The organism is Microcystis sp. Msp_OC_L_20101000_S702, assembly GCF_007095705.1.
Lineage (GTDB): Bacteria > Cyanobacteriota > Cyanobacteriia > Cyanobacteriales > Microcystaceae > Microcystis > Microcystis ichthyoblabe_A.
In genome coordinates this window covers 1-20,837 of sequence record NZ_SFBO01000064.1, presented here as the reverse complement: position 1 = coordinate 20,837, position 20,837 = coordinate 1, and the positions used below count along the sequence as shown (strand labels likewise).

At 43.9% G+C, this 20,837-nt stretch carries 15 protein-coding genes and 1 pseudogene; 7 read left to right on the top strand and 9 right to left on the bottom strand.

The window, feature by feature from the left end; genetic code table 11:
* Nucleotides 1-863 (top strand): annotated as a pseudogene (locus tag EWV60_RS06655) (RNA-guided endonuclease InsQ/TnpB family protein); the annotation flags it as partial.
* 266 nt (nt 864-1,129) lie between these two features.
* Nucleotides 1,130-2,185, top strand: a complete 1,056-nt coding sequence (locus EWV60_RS06650; RefSeq protein ID WP_002776973.1) for a Fe(3+) ABC transporter substrate-binding protein — start codon at nt 1,130-1,132, stop codon at nt 2,183-2,185.
* A gap of 321 nt (nt 2,186-2,506) precedes the next feature.
* Here EWV60_RS06650 and EWV60_RS06645 read toward each other — a convergent pair whose 3' ends face one another.
* On the bottom strand, nt 2,507-3,121 hold the full coding sequence (locus tag EWV60_RS06645; RefSeq protein ID WP_024969650.1) for a DUF938 domain-containing protein: 615 nt from the start codon (nt 3,119-3,121) through the stop codon (nt 2,507-2,509).
* Nucleotides 3,122-3,946: 825 nt separating this feature from the next.
* On the opposite strand from EWV60_RS06645, the gene topA reads away from it, so the two are divergent.
* Nucleotides 3,947-6,583 (top strand): type I DNA topoisomerase, encoded by a 2,637-nt coding sequence (topA, locus tag EWV60_RS06640; RefSeq protein ID WP_287231631.1) that lies wholly within the window; start codon nt 3,947-3,949, stop codon nt 6,581-6,583.
* Between the two features lie 338 nt (nt 6,584-6,921).
* Here the strand turns inward: topA and EWV60_RS06635 are convergent, their stop codons facing one another.
* Nucleotides 6,922-7,707, bottom strand: coding sequence for an SWIM zinc finger family protein (locus EWV60_RS06635; RefSeq protein WP_002736871.1), 786 nt, complete (start codon nt 7,705-7,707; stop codon nt 6,922-6,924).
* Nucleotides 7,708-8,054: 347 nt separating this feature from the next.
* On the opposite strand from EWV60_RS06635, the gene EWV60_RS06630 reads away from it, so the two are divergent.
* Entirely contained in the window at nt 8,055-8,363 is a 309-nt protein-coding gene (locus EWV60_RS06630; protein ID WP_002736903.1) for a hypothetical protein, read from the top strand.
* A gap of 103 nt (nt 8,364-8,466) precedes the next feature.
* Here EWV60_RS06630 and EWV60_RS06625 read toward each other — a convergent pair whose 3' ends face one another.
* Nucleotides 8,467-11,280, bottom strand: coding sequence for a tetratricopeptide repeat protein (locus EWV60_RS06625; RefSeq protein WP_287231630.1), 2,814 nt, complete (start codon nt 11,278-11,280; stop codon nt 8,467-8,469).
* A 202-nt stretch (nt 11,281-11,482) separates the two neighbouring features.
* Complete coding sequence (locus EWV60_RS06620; RefSeq protein WP_287231629.1) at nt 11,483-11,872, bottom strand: hypothetical protein; 390 nt, start codon at nt 11,870-11,872, stop codon at nt 11,483-11,485.
* Nucleotides 11,873-12,607: 735 nt separating this feature from the next.
* Between EWV60_RS06620 and EWV60_RS06615 the strand changes: the two genes are divergently transcribed.
* The gene (locus EWV60_RS06615) at nt 12,608-13,375 is read left to right on the top strand and encodes a cupin domain-containing protein (protein ID WP_287231628.1); all 768 of its coding nucleotides are present in this window, start codon (nt 12,608-12,610) and stop codon (nt 13,373-13,375) included.
* 53 nt (nt 13,376-13,428) lie between these two features.
* On the opposite strand, the gene EWV60_RS06610 is transcribed toward EWV60_RS06615, so the two are convergent.
* The 4 genes from EWV60_RS06610 to EWV60_RS06595 form a co-directional block, all read right to left on the bottom strand.
* Nucleotides 13,429-14,349, bottom strand: a complete 921-nt coding sequence (locus EWV60_RS06610) for a hypothetical protein (protein ID WP_287231627.1) — start codon at nt 14,347-14,349, stop codon at nt 13,429-13,431.
* A 76-nt stretch (nt 14,350-14,425) separates the two neighbouring features.
* A complete protein-coding gene (locus tag EWV60_RS06605; protein ID WP_002735455.1) occupies nt 14,426-15,229 on the bottom strand; it encodes a type 1 glutamine amidotransferase in 804 nt (267 codons plus the stop codon).
* Between the two features lie 136 nt (nt 15,230-15,365).
* Entirely contained in the window at nt 15,366-16,703 is a 1,338-nt protein-coding gene (locus EWV60_RS06600; RefSeq protein ID WP_002788490.1) for a Mur ligase family protein, read from the bottom strand.
* A gap of 102 nt (nt 16,704-16,805) precedes the next feature.
* Entirely contained in the window at nt 16,806-17,714 is a 909-nt protein-coding gene (locus EWV60_RS06595) for an FkbM family methyltransferase (RefSeq protein ID WP_002776996.1), read from the bottom strand.
* 385 nt (nt 17,715-18,099) lie between these two features.
* On the opposite strand from EWV60_RS06595, the gene EWV60_RS06590 reads away from it, so the two are divergent.
* Nucleotides 18,100-19,290, top strand: coding sequence for an HhoA/HhoB/HtrA family serine endopeptidase (locus EWV60_RS06590; protein WP_016515746.1), 1,191 nt, complete (start codon nt 18,100-18,102; stop codon nt 19,288-19,290).
* A gap of 76 nt (nt 19,291-19,366) precedes the next feature.
* Nucleotides 19,367-20,515, top strand: coding sequence for an LPS export ABC transporter periplasmic protein LptC (gene lptC / locus EWV60_RS06585; RefSeq protein WP_002791741.1), 1,149 nt, complete (start codon nt 19,367-19,369; stop codon nt 20,513-20,515).
* Nucleotides 20,516-20,582: 67 nt separating this feature from the next.
* Here the strand turns inward: lptC and nuoK are convergent.
* Nucleotides 20,583-20,837: NADH-quinone oxidoreductase subunit NuoK (gene nuoK / locus EWV60_RS06580; protein ID WP_287231626.1), on the bottom strand; the 255-nt coding region annotated here is incomplete at its 5' end.

The window sequence follows — 20,837 nt, the reverse complement described above, 5'->3', positions numbered from 1 at the left end:
TGCCGAATTTACTAAGTCTGCTTTTAAATTTAAAGACAAACAAATCTATTTAGCCAAATGCACAGAACCCTTACCTATTCGATGGTCAAGACAAATCCCAGAAAGCTGTGAACCAAGCACAGTAACAGTCAGATTACATCCTTCTGGACGTTGGCATATCTCAATTAGATTTGATGACCCAACAATTAAGCCTTTACCAGTAACAGATAAAGCCATTGGAATTGACTTAGGAATTAGTAGCCTAGTAATTACCAGCGATGGCGATAAAGTGTCTAATCCCAAGCATTTTAAAAAGCATTATCGGAGACTGCGAAAGGCACAAAAAAGCCTTTCTAGAAAACAGAAAGGCTCAAAAAATCGGGAAAAAGCGAGAATCGAAGTAGCAAGGATTCACGCCCAAATTACTGATAACAGAAAAGACCATTTACATAAGCTAACCACTCAATTAGTTCGGGAAAACCAAACGATTGTGGTTGAGAATTTAGCCGTCAAGAATATGGTCAAAAACCCCAAGTTATCTCAGGCAATATCTGATGTAAGCTGGGGAGAAATAACCCGACAATTAGCCTATAAATGCCGTTGGTACGGCAGAAATTACATCGAAATAGATAGATGGTTTCCTAGCTCTAAAAGGTGTAGTAATTGCGGGCATATTGCCCTTGAAAATGCCGTTAAATGTTCGAGAATGGGATTGTCCAGACTGTGGGACGCACCATGACCGAGATATTAACGCTAGTAAAAATATTTTGGCCGCAGGGCTTGCGGTGTCAGTCTGTAGAGCGACCTGATGACCAGAACAGAGTAAATCTGTTAAGGCAGGTGCGGAACCCCGCAAGGGAAAGAAGCAGAAACCCAAATCGTGAGGTTTGGGAATCGCCGTCCGTTTTACGGCGGCGAGGATGTCAATCCACAATACCCTCGATCGAGCTTAGGGTAACATTTTAGGCTTATTGAACTTAACTAGCGATAGATTCGAGGATTTATTAGCCCTATCAAAGCAAAAAAACCTGATTTTACCAGTATTTTACCCCATTTACCGCCCTAACCCGACAAGTAATTTCTCGTACAGATAAGAATTATTCTCAATAGCTGTACAATAGGAAAAGACAACTTTGCCAAGAATCTAGCAATGAACGATAAAATAACTCGGAGAGTCTTTCTAGGCGCGGGAACAGCCACCTTAGCGTTAGCAGTGGGTCAATTAGGGAAAATAAACGAAGTTTCCGCCCAAACTAAACAATTAAACCTCTATTCCTCCCGTCACTACAACACCGACCGACGATTGTATGACAACTTCACCCGACAAACGGGAATAAAAATTAACCTGGTTGAAGGGGAAGCAGACCCATTAATCGAACGAATCAAAAGCGAAGGCCGCAATAGTCCTGCTGATATACTCCTGACAGTAGATGCAGGGAGATTATGGCGGGCCGACCAACAGGGAATTTTTGCCCCAGTCAATTCCCCCATTCTCACCCAAAGAATTCCCGCTCATTTGCGTCACCCCAAAGGTCACTGGTTCGGGTTTAGTAAACGCTTGCGGGTAATCATGTATAACAAAGACAGAGTTAACCCCAGAGAAATCGATTCCTATGCAGATTTAACCAATCCCAAATGGAAAGGAAAAGTCGTCACCCGGTCATCTAGTAACATCTATAGTCAATCTTTTACCGCTTGGTTAATCGACATCCAAGGGGAAGCGGCCGCAGAAAAATGGTGTCGGGGATTAGTGGCTAATTTTGCCCGTTCACCCCAGGGCAATGATAAGGCACAAATCGAAGCTGTAGCCGCAGGAATTGCCGATTTAGCCCTAGCTAACACCTATTACTTAGCTGGGTATGCCGAAGAAAAAGACCCCGCTAAACGGGCAATTTATGACCAAGTAGGCGTAATTTTCCCCGACCAAACAGGCCGCGGCGCTCACGTTAATATTAGTGGTGGTGGTTTAATTAAAACCGCTCCCAATCGAGAATCGGCCATTAAATTTTTAGAGTATCTTTCTAGCAATGAAGCACAGAACTTTTTTGCTAAGGGTAATCAAGAATATCCCGTGGTTCGAGGGGTTGCTTTAGACCCTTTCCTAGCAAAACTCGGACGCGGTAAAGAAGATACCGTTAGCGTGGCTAATTATGGTCCTAATTTAGCCAAAGCAGTACAGGTAATGAATCGCGCTGGTTGGAAATAAGTTATCAGTTATCAGTTATCAGTTATCAGTGGGAAGTGGGAAGTGGGAAGTGGGAAGTGGGAAGTGGGGAGCTTTTTTCAGTGATCATAACGTAGGTTGGGTTGAAGCATGAAACCCAACGCCCGATTATGTTACGCTACCGCTAACCCATCCTACAAATAATTGTGCCTCCCTACTTAATTGGTTAAGCTAAAAGCTTGGATGTACTTAGTTTATAACCTTCTTTTTAGGTAGGAGAATTGCCAGATTCTTTTTTTTGCCTTTTGCCTTTTGCCTTTTGCCTTTAGAAGCTAATTACCGATTACTGTTCACTGATAATTGCTATGTTAAGGCAAATAAAACCGAGAGATTATTAGCGGGCATAGGAATTACTTCTAACAATTGTAAACCTCGATCGCTCGCTGCTTGCACCACATCTTCTAAATTCCTAACTCCCCAAGCAGAATTTTGAGAACGGAGAGAAAAATCAAAGCTTTCATTACTAGGAGAAGTATGTTTTCCCTGTCGTTTATAGGGACCATAAAGATAGAGAATTTCCCCCGAACTAAGAATGCGACTCGCTCCTGCCATTAAAGCTAAACAAGCGGACCAAGGGGCGATATGAATCATATTAATATTAACAATGGCATTAATAACGATATTTTCCGTCTCTACCGCCCAAACTGACTGATGAACATCGATAAATAGGGGGCGATCGAGATTAGAACTAGGATAATAATCGCACCAACTGCGAATACTATCTAGAGCCAGAGGGTTACAATCCGAGGGAATCCAACGACAAGGAGCAAGACGAGGGGCAAAAAAAACAGCGTGTTCACCCGTGCCGCTAGATATTTCTAGGATATTGCCAGTCTTCGGTAAAAATTGGCTGAGAACTTCCAAAATCGGCTGACGATTGCGTTCCGTTGCCGGGGCGTATTGACGTAAATCAGACATAATTACAGCGTTTTTCCTAAAGATGAAGCGTAACCTAATTTAGTATCGACGACCGGCTCCCATCTTGAATCAGTTATCAGTTATCAGCTTTTTTCTCCCCCCTCCTTTCTCCCATCTCCCCATTCCCCCACTTCCCTATTCCCCTATTCCCCATCTCCCCTCTCCCCAACTCCCACTCTGCAATAACTACTGGCAGCCAGAAATACGTTGGGTGCATATCATACTTTGTGCTTTTTGTCAAAAAAACTTTTTTTTTGCAATAAAACTACACACAAAAAAGATCATCGTTGTTGGTGAAATTGACTAATTTACCCGTCCTAATCAGGATAACCTTCTAGGTGTGGCAAGGGTTTCAACCATTGCTGCCTAAAAAAGCACAGAATATCCCATTATGAAATTCAGTAAAATCGCTGTAACCATTGTAACATCGTTGTTAAATAAAAATCTTTCTCAATTAATTTTTAAGAATTTATAAATATTGCGGAATGTTAATTTAAATATTCTCAAGTTTTTGGAGTCAATAAATAATTTTTGCTTATCTTTGGCAAACATTGGGTTAGGAGTCAGTATTCTCCGAGTCAGCTTTTTTCTCCCTTCTCCCCATTACCCCATCTCCCTGCTCCCCTCTTCCTGCTCCAGAAAAATATTAAGTTTTATTAAGAAGTTAGTGACAAAAGACCAGCTTTAATCTCTATTATCGTAGTAAGTGGATTTTGACCCGAATCAAGCCGGTCAAGATAAATAGTAACTTTTGCCCATCATCAAACAAAGATGGTCAGTCTAACTAAAACAGTCGCTGTGGCCATGCCCTCGTGATCAATTCCTATGTCAACCCTGGTTATTGTCGAATCCCCCACCAAAGCTCGGACGATCAGTAATTATCTGCCTAGCGGCTATCGAGTCCAAGCCTCCATGGGCCACATCCGCGATCTGCCCGCCTCTGCCGAAGAAATTCCCCCCGCCCACAAAGACAAATCCTGGGCTAACTTAGGCGTGGATGTGGAGAACGATTTCGATCCTCTCTACGTCGTCCCCAAAACCAAAAGTAAAATCGTCAAAGAATTAAAAGAAGCCCTCAAAGGCGCGAGCGAACTGATCCTCGCCACCGACGAAGATCGGGAAGGAGAAAGCATCAGTTGGCATCTCTTACAGGTACTCAACCCGAAAATACCCACCAAAAGGATGGTATTTCACGAAATCACCAAAGAAGCGATCCAAACCGCCCTGAAAAATTGTCGCTCCATCGACGAAAATTTAGTTCACGCCCAAGAAACCCGCCGCATACTCGATCGCCTCTACGGTTATACCCTCTCCCCCCTACTCTGGAAAAAAATCTCCAAAGGTTTATCCGCCGGCCGGGTGCAATCCGTCGCCGTGCGTCTGCTCGTACAACGGGAACGGGAACGACGGGCTTTTAAAACCGCCAATTATTGGGATCTGAAGGCGACTTTAGAAAAGGACAAAAATCAATTCGACTCGAAATTAGTCACCTTAAACGGTCAAAAAGTGGCAAATGGGAGCGATTTCGATGCCGACACCGGCAGACTGCTCCCCGGTCGCCAGGTGACACTCTTAGATCAAGCCACCGCCACCGCCTTAAAAGAACAGATCCAAGACAAAATCTGGCGCGTTAGCCACACCGAAGAAAAACCCACCACTCGCAAACCATCCCCCCCCTTCACCACCTCCACCCTACAGCAAGAAGCTAACCGGAAACTAGGCATATCCGCCAGGGACACCATGCGAATCGCCCAAAATCTCTACGAACAGGGCTACATCACCTATATGCGGACCGATTCCGTCCATCTTTCCGATCAGGCCATCAGCGCCGCCCGTCATTGTGTAGAACAAATGTACGGAAAAAACTATCTCAGTCCCCAACCCCGGCAATACACCACCAAAAGCAAAGGCGCGCAGGAAGCCCACGAAGCCATCCGACCTGCCGGCAGTAGCTTTCGCTTGCCCCGGGAAACCGGCCTGAGCGGACTAGAATTCGCCCTCTACGACCTAATCTGGAAACGTACCGTCGCCTCACAGATGGCCGATGCCCGTATTACCCAGATCGCCGTTAATATTCAGGTGGAAAATGCCGGATTTCGCTCCTCCGGCAAAAGAATCGACTTCCCCGGCTTTTTCCGCGCCTATGTGGAAGGTTCCGACGATCCCGAAGCCGCCATCGACGACCAAGAAATAATCCTACCCCCCCTCAGCGTCGGTGATACCCCCAATTGTCGCCAACTAGAAGCCATTAGCCACGATACCCAACCCCCCGCCCGTTATAGCGAAGCCTCCCTCGTAAAAACCCTCGAAAGTGAAGGAATCGGGCGACCCAGCACCTACGCCACCATTCTCGGCACAATTATCGATCGCGGTTATGCCCAAATGCGGAATAAAACCCTCATTCCCACCTTCACCGCCTTCGCCGTCGTCGGTCTATTAGAAAATCATTTCCCCGACCTGGTAGATCCCAAATTTACCTCGAAAATGGAGGAAACCCTCGACGATATCGCCACCGGTTCCGCCCAATGGTTGCCCTATCTCGATCGCTTCTATCGCGGCGAAAAGGGGCTAGAAAGCCAAGTCAAAGAGCGCGAGAGTCAAATTAACTCTAGCACCGCTAAATCGGTGATTTTAGAGGATTTACAGGCAACCATCAAGATCGGCAAATACGGTCCCTATCTGGAAGTCTCCCGAGGCGATGAAATCCTCACCGCTTCCATCCCCGCCGATTTAACCCCCGCCGACCTCAACCCCGAACAGGTAGAAACCCTGCTGCGACAAAAAACCGAAGGTCCGGACAAAATCGGTCTTCATCCCGACACCGGAGAGCCGATTTATCTGCTCGTGGGTAGTTACGGTCCCTACGTCCAGTTAGGAGATATCAGCGATGACAACCCCAAACCGAAACGCGCCTCCCTACCCAAAGGAGTCAAACCAGAGGATGTCACCCTCGAACAAGCAGTGGGTTTATTGGCACTGCCACGACTACTGGGAACCCATCCCCTCACCGGAGGCAAAATTAAAGCCAGTTTAGGTCGTTTTGGTCCCTATGTAGTTCAGGAAGAGGGCAAGGAAAAAGAATATCGTTCCCTGAAAGCCGGCGATGATGTCTTAACCATAACCCTCGATCGAGCTTTGGCTTTATTAGCCGAACCGAAAAAAACTCGCGGCACTCGTGGTTCTACCAAACCACCCCTAAAAGAATTGGGTAAACATCCCGACGACGGGGAATTGGTGGGATTGTACGAGGGTCCCTACGGAGTTTATATCAAACACGGCAAAACTAACGCCAAGATTCCTGAAGGAGAAACCGCCGAAACCCTGACTCTAGAACAAGCTTTAGTCGCCCTAGCAGCCAAGACAACCACTGCCAAGAAAACCACCACCAAGAAAACTACTTCTAGCACCACCAAAAAAACTACTTCCCCAGGTAGTAAAACTGGCAAAAGTAAGACGGTTTAGCGGTTAGTGGTGAGGCAATTTTCTCCCTGGTCAATTCCTCACCCTGATGCGAGGACAAATCTGGCTGGCTTTTTTGTCCTTGGCACCACTTTGACTAGGCTGATCCTAAGTAGGTAGGCGTTAAAACCTTATCAAGGGGGGCAGGGGGGATCAAACCCCCCTTATCAAGGGGGGCAGGGGGGATCAAACCCCCCTTATCAAGGGGGGCAGGGGGGATCAAACCCCCCTTATCAAGGGGGGCAGGGATCAAACCTACCTTATCAAGGGGGGCAGGGGGGATCAAACCTAAAATCCATTTTTAATTTAATTACAACCAGCTACTTATACCCCAAATTCCCCTACTGTAAAGCAATCGCCATCGCTTCTTGGGGAATTTGTCGGTAAATTGGTTTTAAAAATTGTTCTATGGCATCGGATTCGGGGGCAGCCAGGGGAAAATTGCCTAAAATGTCGAGAATGGTTTGATTTTCATTCCCCGGCGTAATTACAACGAGGGAGGGATCTAGCTCCTCATCGTACTGCCAAAAGCGATCGATAGCACTTTCGGGGGCAGTTTTTTCGACTGCTGCGGGGGGTTCACTGACTGCTAAAGGTTGATTATCAGAGGAATAGGAGCGTTTTTCGCGTAAAGCTTCCAGAATTTGGCTTTTGCTTCGGCCGCGCAGTTGCAAAAGCAGGAAGGGATCGACACTAAAACGATCGCCCAATTGATAATATACTGCTCCTATATGTTTGCAGGGGTTGGCTTGATCGGGACAGGTGCAACGGGAGCGAATATCAGCTAGGGAAAAGGGAAATAAATTTACCCCACTATCGATAAAAACACGCTCGATATGATCGGGCATTTGTCCCGTGAGTAATTGAGCAGAATAAATGGCTTTTTTGGAGAGAAGCTTAATAATATAATCCCATTCTTCATCACTAAAAGCCGCTAGGGATAAATCCACTATATAAGGTTCGGATTCACTGCCTTGTACTCTAGCAATAACTTGCGAGTCTTCAAAGTCAATACTTAAAACATTGCCCTCTCTAGCGTAGAGTCTAGCTCGTTCCAAGCGTTTTTTAAAGCGATAGGAATCGAGTAGTTCTAACCATTTTTGTACCCACCAAGTTTGTTCTGTCATTTTTTATTTACCCTACCGCTTATCAGCTTCGTTACTAACAAAAACACCAATTCAAAAAGGAAACACATCAGCCTCGAGGCCTGATTAAGAAAGGCTCATCAGGTATAGTCTGATCAATATAACAACAAATCAGACCCAAAAACGAAGCCCTCAACATTTTAACATAATACCATTTTTCTTTATTCGTGACAGGTATCCTACTCCCCTCTCCCAGAAAGGGGTTGGGGATGAGGGCAATTAACCATCTCTGCCATTACTTGAGAAAAATGGTATTAGTATTAAGATAAAATTATTGTAGTATCAACGGAAAGTGCGTAAAAAAACTTACTCCCAGGGATGTTACCAAAATGTCTAACGAAACCGTTACTTATAGTCTTGAATCCGTCCTCAAGGAAATCAAAGACAGCATCAAGGAAGTTAACCAAAAAATCGATACCTTGCAACAAGATATTAACCAGAAATTTGACAAAATCGACGAACGGTTAACTAAGCTAGAGGTAGGACAAGCAAAACTAACTGAGAAAGTCGATGGGATGGATAGAAGACTAGAAAAGCTGGAAGGAACCCAAAAAAATCAAGTTTGGACGTTAATTATTCTTTTAGGAGGAGCGATCGGAACAGCAGCGTGGCGCTCTTTCTTTTCTGGTAATCCTTAGAAATATTACTATAATTTCTCACTTTACGGTAGTTATGAGGGGAAATTAGCAGATGTGAAACTCAGGTTAAAAATCAGGGATATTTAACCCATCCTACCCCTAATTATGCTTTCCTCAACCATCTTTTTAACAATCGCCACAATGCCACGATAATCACCCCAATTAAAACTAAAGGAAACATAACCACCCCCAGAAAGAAAGCAACGATTAAGGGATATTTTCGGGTTTCTAATTGCCGAATTTCATCATCGCACTTTTGAACATATCCTGCTAACCCCAATGCTTGATATAATTCCCGCGACTGAAGAAATGCTTCTTTCGCTTCCGATATACGTTTGAGTTTATAGTAGGTAAGTCCCAGATTAAACCAAGCATTCGCTTCAACCCCCCGATCACCGATTTCCCGAAAGATTGCTAAGGACTGTTGACAAAACTCGATCGCTTTTTGGTATTCTCCTAGGGAATCGTAAACATTGCCTAAATTATTGTAGGATGCCGCTTCACCCCCCCGATCACCGATTTCCCGTTTGATTGCTAAGGACTGTTGATAAAACTCGATCGCTTTTTGGTATTCTCCTAGGGAATAGTAAACATTGCCTAAACCCATGTAGGAATTCGCTTCACCCCCCCGATCACCGATTTCCCGTTTGATTGCTAAAGACTGTTGATGAAACTCGATCGCTTTTTGGTATTCTCCTAGGGAATAGTAAACATTGCCTAAATTACCGTAGGAAGACGCTTCACCCCCCCGATCACCGATTTCGCGTGTGATTGCTAAGGACTGTTGATAAAACTCGATCGCTTTTTGGTATTCTCCTAGGGAATAGTAAACATTGCCTAAACCCATGTAGGAATTCGCTTCACCCCCTCGATCACCGATTTCCAGTGTGATTGCTAAAGACTGTTGATGAAACTCGATCGCTTTTTGGTATTCTCCTAGGGAACCGTAAACAGCGCCTAAATTATTGTAGGAATACGCTTCACCCCCTCGATCACCGATTTCGCGTGTGATTGCTAAGGACTGTTGATAAAACTCGATCGCTTTTTCGTATTCTCCTAGGGAATAGTAAACATTGCCTAAATTATTGTAGGAAGTCGCTTCACCCCCCCGATCACCGATTTCCCGTGTGATTGCTAAGGACTGTTGATAAAACTCGATCGCTTTTTGGTATTCTCCAAGGGATTTGTAAACATTGCCTAAATTATTGTAGGATGCCGCTTCACCCCCCCGATCACCGATTTCCCGTTTGATTGCTAAGGACTGTTGATGAAACTCGATCGCTTTTTCGTATTCTCCTAGGGAATAGTAAACATTGCCTAAATTATTGTAGGAAGTCGCTTCACCCCCCCGATCACCGATTTCCAGTGTGATTGCTAAAGACTGTTGATGAAACTCGATCGCTTTTTGGTATTCTCCTAGGGAATAGTAAACATTGCCTAAACTGGTGAGGGATGCGGTATATTTCCAGTTGGTTTGCTCCTCCTGTTGTTGGTAAACAGTGACTAATTCAAGGTAATAATCCGCTAGGGTTTGATAATACCCCCGTCGGGTGAGAAAATCATCGATAGCACGGAGAATATCAAAAGCATTGTCGTACTCGGTTAACTGATAGTGATGATAGAAAATTTCTAGGTAAGGTTGCACATCGTTGAGGATTTCCCAGGAGTCGGGTTGAGCAATAGAAAGATAATAGGCGATCGCTTTTTGGTGTAATTCCCTTTGATCGCCGGCTTTGTATTGTGCATATTCCCAAACTAAAGGCTGAAAACTAAAAATTCGCTGGCGATTTTCCTCTTTTTCTTCTAATAATGATCGTCGCTGTAATTCTCGCAGATCTGCCGTGATCTCGGACAGTGCGATCTCCGGGTAATTATCCATCACCGCTTTGGCTGCCGGAGAATCAAATTCTCGGCGATAAATGCTGGTTTTAGTGAATAATTCCTGCTGTCTTTGGCTAAGTCGCTGAAAACTAGCATCTAAAACTAAAGCAATTCCCACTGTCTCTTGACGATGGCTCCCCACCACCTGCGGATCGCTCAAAAGTTGCGATAAATTTCCTAATCCTAAATCCTCTAACCTTTCTAAACTGGGGTTTTGCGGAAATTCTGCTAAGATTAAATCCGCCACCAATCGCAGGAGTAATGGATGACCATCCACCCGTCGAGAAAAGTTCTCTAGATCCCCTGTTATTTGCGATTCCGCTAACAATTGCGCCCCTTCAGGAGGTTTCAAACCTTTTAGCTCAATCCAATGGTTAAAACCCCTAGTTTTTGGCTTTTCTCTGGTGGTGACTATAATTTTGCTGGTGTCACCTTTTTCTATCCAAGCAGTGAAAAACTGCTGATAAAATTCATTATTCCAAGAACCATCTTCCCCTAATAAACTCTCTAGATTATCGATAATAATTAGGTGGCGATGGCGTTGCAGTTGTCTGATTAAAGCTTCCTGTAAATCTTTTTCTTTTTCGGGGACAGGATAACCAAAGTCCGTCAGGAATTGGCGAGCTAAACCACTAAATCCCCCCAGATTTCCAGCTTCCCACCAAAAGCGTTTTGGGAATAAATCTTCATCGTCCCCTAGGGAAGGATCGAGGGTAATTTCCTCCTCAAAAATTTTGCTGGCTAGGGTAGATTTTCCAATTCCTCCAACTCCTTTGATGCCAATCATCGCAACATTTTGATCATTAAACCACTGCTTAATTTGGGTGATTTCCTCCTTCCTTCCCTGCCAATAGGCGAGACGTTTTCGAGCATTTCCTCCCTTGAAAATACCCCCCGATGGAGTTTCCAAACGGTTTAAAAGTTCCTCGGAAAGTATTAGATTTTTAGTCTCGATTTTGCCAATTAAATTTACTTTAGATTGATCCTGGGCCGTTGCCGATAGATTAATCTCGTTGGAATTAGTTTCTGAAGTCATGAGAAAAATTGGGGTTTTTCTTGAGATAAAAATTAGGATGGCTCTCTTGTCTTTCCTGTGATAAGTTTGATTAATAGATCGCTAGTTACTCTTTGTGTCCTTTGTGCCTTTGTGGTTCATCCTTCTCTTCTGGCAAATAGGGAATAATAAAATGTATTCAGTGATACATTTTACCCAACTAACCCAAGAGAGCCATTAGGATTTAGAAACTAACTGTATCAGCCTCAATTTTTCCTACCATTTTAACGGTACTATTATCATAAGCTGTGGCATTCATGGCGATATTTTCTTGATTGCCACTGTTGATAACTTGTTTAATTTGTTGTGCTAGGGTTTGGATTTCTTGGGCAAAATCGGGGTCTTTGAGCATTTCTACCTGTAAAAAAGGAACCACTTGCTGTTCAATCATTGCCTCGGATTTGGTTTGTTCGGCTGCCGCTAAAACCTTGGCTGCGGTGGGTTCCTTTTGTAACTTTTGCTTAATTTTTTGCCACAATTCTACACCTTTATCCATTGCTCCTTCCGTTAATTTACCGATAACAGCTTCAAAGGCGATTTTAGCGATTTCGGCGGCGGCTAATTCGGCTAACATAATTATCAATCGGGGGAATTTTTCGCCATTCTAGCACAACTATTTTGGGATGAAAGCAGGAAAGTCAATCACTCATCTTGTCGGGAATCAGCGTTCCTTTGATCCCCCCTTAATCCCCCCTTGATAAGGGGGGTGTTGATCCCCCCTTAATCCCCCCTTGATAAGGGGGGTGTTGATCCCCCATCCCCCCTTGATAAGGGGGTGTTGATCCCCCCTTAATCCCCCCTTGATAAGGGGGGTGTTGATCCCCCCTTAATCCCCCCTTGATAAGGGGGGTGTTGATCCCCCCTTAATCCCCCCTTGATAAGGGGGGTTTCGATCCCCCCTGTCTCTAGGTTCATAGTAGGGTTGATTCATGAATCAACCCTACCCTTGATAAGGGGGGTTTCTGATAATTTTTAACGCCTACCTACTTATTCCGATAAATCGACTAAAAACGTTATCAGATAAGGATTTGAGTGAATGAAACGATCCTAGTGTTCATTCCATGAGATTGTCGGCTATGCTTAAGAATTAAGACGATCACCTTCTTGTCGATGAGAAGCACGGCATAACTTAGCCGTTAGCTGGACTAAAAAGCCATGGCGCTCGAGTTCTGCGTATTTCCTGTTCCGAAGTTCTTAATGAGAGTAGATGAACTCGGAAACTTGAAGGCATAACTGCTTACATAGTATTCTTAGGTAGAAGAATAATGCTAAATAATTTTTCAACCTAAAAAAATTAAATTCAGGAAAGATGACTGCTCAATCTCTGTGGAAACCCCAAAAAGTTCACGTAAACCTACTAAGCCGCGTATCTGTGCTTCCCACATCATTAACTTGGTTTCAGACAAACTTTACTGGAATTTGGTTTGGCTGTTTCGAGTCTGACCATGAAATCCAGGATCATCCAGTAACAATGCTGACTCGATTCTATCCTGGTGGTTTTTTTCCGCTGCATGGACATCCCGGTGGTGAAGAGATTTTGGTGCTTGAAGGCAATTTTGCAGATGAAACAGGGGTGCATCCACCGGGTACTTATATGCTTAACCCCGAAGGCTTTATCCATCGCCCCTATAGTGAGGAAGGATGCCTGACTTTTGTTAAATTGCGGCAACATGGTGGTAAAACTCGCCAACAAGTGAGAACGAACATTTTCAATGGCTCCTGGCAAGCAGGTATAGTGCCTCAAATTAAGGTTCAACACCTCTATGAGCAAGCAGATTTCTCAGAAAAAGTCTGGATTGAGCGTTGGCTGCCCAACACTCAGTTGGTGAATGTTGTCGAAACTGAGATTAAAGAAATCTTTGTCATTGAAGGTACCTGGAGTGATGAGTTAGGTAGTTATCCAGTAGGCAGTTGGCTAAGATACCCCCCCAATTGCCCCTACAGTCCTTCCTCAACAACAGGTTGTCTCATTTACGTTAAAACCTATCCTGTTACTGATACAACCGCCAGATTTGTGGTGGGTGATGATTTCCAAGAGCCTGAAGCAACCATCTATGGGATTGAGGGTAGGACGTAGAGCCAAAAAAGACAGGCAGGGAGCCTGTCTAGAAAACCAAACAAATTTATCTATCAGTTGGCCACAAATAGGGAGTTTTTTGCGTCAAATTTCCAAGCAATACCATCGGGATCTCTGATGCGACTCCAATCGGCAAATTCTGTTTCGGATTTATTTTTCTTGTTTCTACCCAAAACGGCTGGGGTAACTCCTAAACGTTTAGCCAAATCCGCCAAACTCATCGATGAGATGGCTTCAGATACAGTGGTTAGTGATTCTTCCCTAACTTCTGATTCTGATTGGGATAAAGAACTGGCAGAACTGTTCAAACTAGGATTAATTATCTCCTCCGGTTCTTGAATTACCGTTTCTTGAACAGAGATTGCTGCGGTATTTTCTTCCTCTTTTTCCTCAAATAATTTACCTAAATTAGTCAGAGATTGGGAGGAGGAAATAACAGGAACCTCCGAGACAGAATTTTCGCTTTTCTCGGCGACAATCAGGGGGGATTTAGCCTCCTGCGATGGCTCTAAATTGGTCAGGGGAGATCTCGAGGCAGTAATCGCAGGAACTTGTTTTTCCCCTATTTCTTCTAAAGAGGGGTCACTCTCATCAAAAATACTACCCAGGGTACTGGCGGTGATAAAGTAATAGGCCATACCCTTATCGCCTACAGCTTTTTTTTGCGCCCCAAATTCCTCAGCTTTTCTGTCTAAAAATTGTCTGGCTAATTTGGCCGTGAGATTGGCTTTTGCCGATAGGTCAATCGGGGTGAGACAACCTTGATTGTCCTGTAAAAGTTGATTGAAATAGGGGTTAATCACCGTCGATAATTTTGACCAGCGATAGTCTTGCCACACCTTGACTGCCAGAGTTAAGAGGAAGACAAGTAGGATCAATGGCCAAGCGGTAAAAACAAGGATGATTAGCACCGCTAGGGGGATGATGAGGACGAGAAACCCCGCCGTTTGACGATCGATAATTTTTCCAGTCATAATTTCATAAGCTGCCAGAATTAAAATTTTTAATGGCTAGTTTGACTATCTCCTGCCATAAGTGTATATGACCAGTTTAGGCTTTATTGGTCACGCCGGTTAGTTCTAGTCGTTCAAACATGGCAAATCGTGCTTTCAGGGCCAGAGAATCATCAAGTTTTGTTAAAAAAACGGGTTTTTGATACTTTTGTTCTAAAGCTTTTTGGATTAACCAATCGGCTAAAAAGGGATTTTTGGGTAGTAGGGGACCGTGGGCATAGGTAGCGATCGCATTGTGGTAAAATGCTCCTTCATAACCGTCCTCTCCGTTATTTCCGTAACCAGTAATCACCTTTCCCAAGGGAGAAACGGTTTGTAAATAGGTACGACCCCCGTGATTTTCAAAGCCAATTACTAGCGGTTTTTCCCCAGTCATAGCCTTAATTTCCTCCGCTAAGGGAGAGGCAGTAATTTCAAAAACCACGTTACCGATACAGCGTTTTGCATTGGGACCGGGATGTTTACTTACTAGGTCTAATAATCCTAATCCTTCGATTCTTTGACCGAAAGCTGGTTCGTAATAATGCCCTAATAATTGTGGGGAACCACAGGTAAAAACCCCCGGTATTCCTGCCGATAATTGTTCTTTCATCGCCGCCGCTTTTTTACCCTGTAAATCGCGCATAACGATCTCCTGTTGCCGATCCTGCGCTCCACCCCCAACAATTATATCTACTTGATAAAATGTCTCGGCTTCTGTTTGAGCATCTAGGGGAATAATTGTCACAGGAATATCACGCCATTGACATCTTCTTTGGATAGTAATAACATTACCTCGATCGCCGTAGGTACTCATTAAGGTCGGATATAACCAGCCGATTTTTAGTTCTAGTTCTTGCATAATTTTTTAGTGGATTAGGAAATGGGGAAATGGGGGAATGGGGAAATGGGGAAATGGGGAAATGGGGAAATGGGGGAATTCAACTAACACCCTAACACCCCAACACCTAACACCAATCTTCACTCTTTTCTAATTTCTACAAAATCTTTCGACCCGTGAGAATCTCTCGTACTTCTAACATAGCAGAATAGGTGGGTAAAATATGTAAAGTTTCCTCATTTTTGGTGTTATTAAGGGCAATTTGGATCGCTTTTTTTAGATCGGATTCAACAATTAAATTAACGGGATAAGCGAGACTATCTTGACTATATTGTAAGCGTAAAGCCATGTCATAAAGTCGATCGCCCGTTACCACTAAAGTTGTTCCCAAACGGGTTAATTTTTCCGTATCCACATCCCAAATCCAAGAAACATCCGTCCCGTCGGGGATGCGATCATTGAGAACTAAGAGAGTAGTAGAAGACTTTTCTTTCTGTAAAATATCAGCCACTGCGCGAATTGTTTCATTCATACCCACGGGATTTTTAGACAGTAAAATTCTAACTTTTTTACCCTCAATTTCTAATTCTTCTGCTCGACCAAAAGCCGCTTTAAAACCCTGAACTGTCTCAAAAATTTCTCGATCTTTAATCCCTAATTCCTGGGCTACTAAACCCGCCGCCAAAGTATTATATTTATTATAAACACCGATTAAAATCTGCGGCCAATCGTGACTATGAAAAGCAGGATTACTCTTTTTAAAGCCACAACTAGGACAACTAAAATCCCCTAAATGGGAGAGATAAACTCCGCGATAATCCAAAGAAGCGCCACATTTAGGACAGTAAATAGAATCGACAGCGTGGGGAATTTCTTCTAGATATAATTCTGGCTCACTTAAGCCAAAATATACAACTCTTTGAGGCAGTTGTTGACCCAAATGGGAAAGGGTCGGATCATCAGCATTGAGAATTACTAAAGTATTGGTGGGTAGGGGAGATATGGCTCCTTGCCAACGGCGACTAATCGTATCCACTTCCCCATAGCGATCGAGTTGATCGCGAAACAAATTAAGAGCTAAAATAGCGCGAGGACGACAATCTTTTAAAACCAAAGGGAGAATATTTTCATCCACTTCTAAAATGGCATAATCAGCCTTTAAAGTGCCGAATAAATTGGCATCGGCTAATAAAGCAGTGATTAAACCATTAATTAAATTTGCCCCAGTGGTATTATGGGTGACTTTTGCCCCCTGACGCTCTAGAATAGTTCTTAGCAGTAGGGAAGTGGTAGTTTTTCCATTCGTGCCAACCACCAAAATTACCCCCCGTCGGACTTGCCCACAAAGTAGCGGTAACAAACGGGGATGGAGACGACGGGCAATTTCCCCCGGCAAGACGCTGGCGGCCCCTAAACGGAGTCCTTTAACCACAGCAGTAACGGTTTTAGCCACCGCTACGGCTATCCCTAAACGGATGCGATCAAACAATTGCATGAAGTGAGATTCTTATAGCTGTTTCGTGATTTTACCCCTAAAAGAAGACCAGTAAACGGGGTAAGTTCCCTAATTAGTCTCCCAGTGGGGGTAAATCTCAGTTTATTCTGGCTTTTTTTCTCCCCTAACAAGTTTTTTAATTGTAGTTCTGATCGGAAATTTTCTGCGTAATTCACTATAAGTAATTGTTGATTTTTCCTCAATCATAAACAGGAAAGCTTCTTGTGTAGAATTGTATTTTTGAGGATAGCGAGGACTGCTAGGGTGAATGGCGATTAAATTATAAAAATAAGAACCTTGGTTAAGAGAATGGAGGCGACGTAGATCGCTAGTGAGAAAAGGCGCAGGAGCGAAATAACGAAAGAAATGGTAGCCAATTTCTGCTAAAAATTCTTGCAATTGCTCAATTTTAAATCCATATTTTTCGTAATGGGGTGAACAAACTTCAATATATAACATGGGGTGATACTGTTTTAAAGTCTTCCTGGCTCCCTGAAGAACTTTAATCTCCATTCCTTCCACATCTATTTTAATAAAATCACACTGTTTTAGATGCAAATTATTTTCTATCCAAAAATCTAAGGTTGTGGAAGTAAATAGTTCTCCTTCCACCTCTGATGATTCAATAAAGCGGGTAGCTCCCATGTTTTTAGGGGCTTTTTTTATAGAAAATTTTTTTTGAGTATCACTAATAACATCAGTTTGTACTTGTACTAAATGTGAAACATTATTCAATCGCAGGTTTTCCAAGAGAATTTGATGAATTCCTGGACAAGGCTCAAAGGCAAATACCCGTCCTTCAGGGGATGATAAACGGGCCGCTAAAGTTGAAAAAGTGCCAATATTGGCACCAATATCAAAGCAAACATCCCCCGGATGAATCATTTTATCGTCGATTCCGGGATAAGCACTCGCCAAATCTCGCAGATTTTCCAATAAATTAGATGTCTTCGGGTCGAGACAATAAAATTTATCTTCAGGTGTATTAACCAGCTTTAAATTATCATTCATAAACTCAGGCTTGAAATATTTGAAAACATCATATTACGCTTCGAGAATTTTGTCAATATTTAAAGCCAATAGATTTCCAGAAAATGTAGCATCTGAGTTAAGTTTTAGCCACTTGATTACAGGGAAGTATTCTTACAGCAGTTATCTTAATAGTAGAATACGAAATTTTCTTTTTGGGGAGTCAGCAGACCAGAGCGCGGAGACGATGCCAAATATAGGTTACACTTCACCTTTAGGAGAAACGCTTAATCAACGTGATTGCCACTGCCATCAAATACAAAAAGCCTTTATCTGCCCCAGGGGTTCGTCTTTGAAAAAGACAGCCTATAATATAGGTAAGTTTGGGGCCGATTCTACCGCACACGACATTTCAGGGCTAGAGCTTATGGGTTTATTGACAAGATTGGGGATTTCACTGGGATTACTCGTTCTAGGTGGTACTGTGGGAGTGCTAGGAAATCAGTATTTAAGCAGAAAAGCGCCCCTAGAGGTAAATAAACCGCCGGCAATCCTCCCCGCTTCCCTCTCTCTCCCTGTTATTACCCAAACCGACGGCAATGTTAATTTTATCGCCCAGGCCGTGCAGAAAGTCGGGCCGGCGGTGGTGCGGATTGACTCGGCCCGGGAAGTGGCCGACCAAATTCCCGAAGAATTTAAACAGCCCTTTTTTCGGCGCTTTTTTGGTAATGAAGTGCCGATTCCCAGGGAGCATTTGGAACGGGGAACCGGTTCCGGGTTTATTGTTAGTACAGATGGACTACTTTTGACTAATGCCCATGTGGTGGAAGGGACAACCCAAGTAAAAGTGACTTTGAAAAACGGTCAAACTCATCAGGGTAAAGTCCTGGGGGTTGACAATATGACCGATGTAGCCCTGGTGAAAATTGAGGCGAAAAATTTACCGACGGTGACTTTTGGCAAGGCCGAAACTTTAATCCCCGGGGAATGGGCGATCGCTATTGGCAATCCCCTAGGCTTAGATAATACTGTTACGGTGGGCATTATTAGTGCCTTGGGCCGGACTAGCAGCGAAGTGGGGGTTCCCGATAAACGGGTTCGTTTTATCCAAACCGATGCCGCTATTAACCCCGGCAATTCCGGCGGTCCGTTGCTGAACGCCAAGGGGGAAGTTATCGGCATTAATACGGCAATTCGGGCCGATGCTCAGGGTTTAGGGTTTGCCATTCCCATCGAAACCGCCCAAAAAGTGGCGGGACAGCTATCTAGCAAGGGTAAAGCGGAACATCCCTACATCGGTATCCAGATGGTGACGCTAACCCCAGAATTACGGCAGCAATTGAATGAAACTAAAGAATTAAGCTTTAATATTGACCAAAATGAAGGGGTAATCGTCCTGCGAGTGGTGGAAAATTCCCCCGCTCAAAAAGCCGGAATGCAACCGGGTGATATCATCGAAACTGTGGCAGGAAACCCCGTTAAAACTGCTTCGGATGTGCAGCAAGGTGTGGAAACCAGTGCGATCAGTGGTAATCTGGAAATCGAGATTAACCGCAGGGGTAAACAACAAACTCTCACCGTTCAACCGGGGGTTTTTCCCAGCAAAACTAGCGAGTAAACTACTTTCAACCGGTCAAGGGGCGACCCCTTACCCTACACTGGGAGGAGAGAAAATAGCAGCGGAGCGATCAAAATTGAGGCAGCGGTTACAATTAAAATTATCAATTGGGCGCGGGGCTGCCCTTCTAATCGGTTTGCTGGGATTAACAGCCTGTCAACCTCCCGATCCGCCGAAAATTTCGCCGACAGAATCGCCTAAAATTGAGGAAACTGGCCGATTAATTCTCAATAATGCCACCTTAGAACAGGCTAACCCCTCCGGACAACCCCTCTGGAAAATTCAGGTCAAAAAAGCTACCTACACCCAAGACCAAAAAATCGCCCGTCTGGAAAATATCAAGGGTAATATCTATCAAGATGGGAAAGTAGTTTTACAGGTTAGTGCTGACCGCGGGGAAGTTTACAAGGAAGGACAGGAAATTCTCCTCAAAGATAATATTGTGGCTGTGGATCCCCGCAATAAGGCCATTATTAACGCGCCGGAATTGCGTTGGCTACCCAAGGAAGGTATTTTAATCTCCCCCAAAGGGATCAAAGGTAGTCATCTACAACTAGAAGCCAAGGCGCGCCAAGGACGCTACGACACGCGCCAAGAAAAACTAGAATTACAAGGTCAAGTGGTGGCTACCGCCAAGGAATCTCGTGTCGTCCTGCAAACCGAGCGCCTGTACTGGGAAATTCCTCAACAAGTCATTAGTACCGATCAAAAAGTCGCTTTTGATCGCTATATTGATAAAACTATTATCGATCGCCTTACTGCTATCGGCGGTCGTTGGGAAAGAAAAAATAATCAGGTTATCCTGCAAGAAAACCTCGAATATCGCTCTTTAGAACCACCTTTACAGATTTCTGGTTCTCAGGCAATTTGGAACTATCAAAATCGTACCCTAACGTCCGATCGCCCCACGGAAATTTTTCAATATCAAGATCAAATCGCTATTACTGGTAATCGTGTGGTGGTGGAATTAGGCAATCGCATCGCTTATCTCAAGGATGGGGTTAAGGGGATTAATCAGAAAACTGGGGCGCAATTGTATAGTCAGATCTTAACTTGGAAAATGTCGGAAAAAATTGTCGAGGCCGAGGGGAATATTATCTATGAACAACAGGAACCAAAATTTAATCTCACCGGCGATAAAGCGATCGGCACTTTAGAAGATAATAATATTGTTGTTACCAGTAGCTCGCCCGATCGAGTTGTCACCGAGATTTATCCCCGTTAACAGGGAAAATTGGCCAAAAAAAACTCTCCCCAGAAAAGGGAAAGAGGGGGGGTAAATATTTAAAACCTTACCATTTGAGCAGATTAAACTGTTCCATATCGATGGTGTCGCGGTTACGATAGATGGTAAGGATAATCGCTAAACCCACGGCTGCCTCGGCTGCCGCTACGGTAATCACGAAAATAGTAAAAATTTGGCCTCGGATATTAGCGGGGTCAAGATAGTTGGAAAAACCCATTAAGTTAATGTTAACAGAATTGAGCATCAATTCGATCGACATTAAAACCCGGACGGCATTGCGACTGGTGACTAAACCATAAAT

Bases quoted from the DNA above. Each gene is read 5' to 3' on its own strand.
- EWV60_RS06650 (WP_002776973.1), top strand. From the start codon at position 1,130: ATGAACGATAAAATAACTCGGAGAGTCTTTCTAGGCGCGGGAACAGCC.
- EWV60_RS06645 (WP_024969650.1), bottom strand. From the start codon at position 3,121: ATGTCTGATTTACGTCAATACGCCCCGGCAACGGAACGCAATCGTCAG.
- topA (WP_287231631.1), top strand. From the start codon at position 3,947: ATGTCAACCCTGGTTATTGTCGAATCCCCCACCAAAGCTCGGACGATC.
- EWV60_RS06635 (WP_002736871.1), bottom strand. From the start codon at position 7,707: ATGACAGAACAAACTTGGTGGGTACAAAAATGGTTAGAACTACTCGAT.
- EWV60_RS06630 (WP_002736903.1), top strand. From the start codon at position 8,055: ATGTCTAACGAAACCGTTACTTATAGTCTTGAATCCGTCCTCAAGGAA.
- EWV60_RS06625 (WP_287231630.1), bottom strand. From the start codon at position 11,280: ATGACTTCAGAAACTAATTCCAACGAGATTAATCTATCGGCAACGGCC.
- EWV60_RS06620 (WP_287231629.1), bottom strand. From the start codon at position 11,872: ATGTTAGCCGAATTAGCCGCCGCCGAAATCGCTAAAATCGCCTTTGAA.
- EWV60_RS06615 (WP_287231628.1), top strand. From the start codon at position 12,608: ATGACTGCTCAATCTCTGTGGAAACCCCAAAAAGTTCACGTAAACCTA.
- EWV60_RS06610 (WP_287231627.1), bottom strand. From the start codon at position 14,349: ATGACTGGAAAAATTATCGATCGTCAAACGGCGGGGTTTCTCGTCCTC.
- EWV60_RS06605 (WP_002735455.1), bottom strand. From the start codon at position 15,229: ATGCAAGAACTAGAACTAAAAATCGGCTGGTTATATCCGACCTTAATG.
- EWV60_RS06600 (WP_002788490.1), bottom strand. From the start codon at position 16,703: ATGCAATTGTTTGATCGCATCCGTTTAGGGATAGCCGTAGCGGTGGCT.
- EWV60_RS06595 (WP_002776996.1), bottom strand. From the start codon at position 17,714: ATGAATGATAATTTAAAGCTGGTTAATACACCTGAAGATAAATTTTAT.
- EWV60_RS06590 (WP_016515746.1), top strand. From the start codon at position 18,100: ATGGGTTTATTGACAAGATTGGGGATTTCACTGGGATTACTCGTTCTA.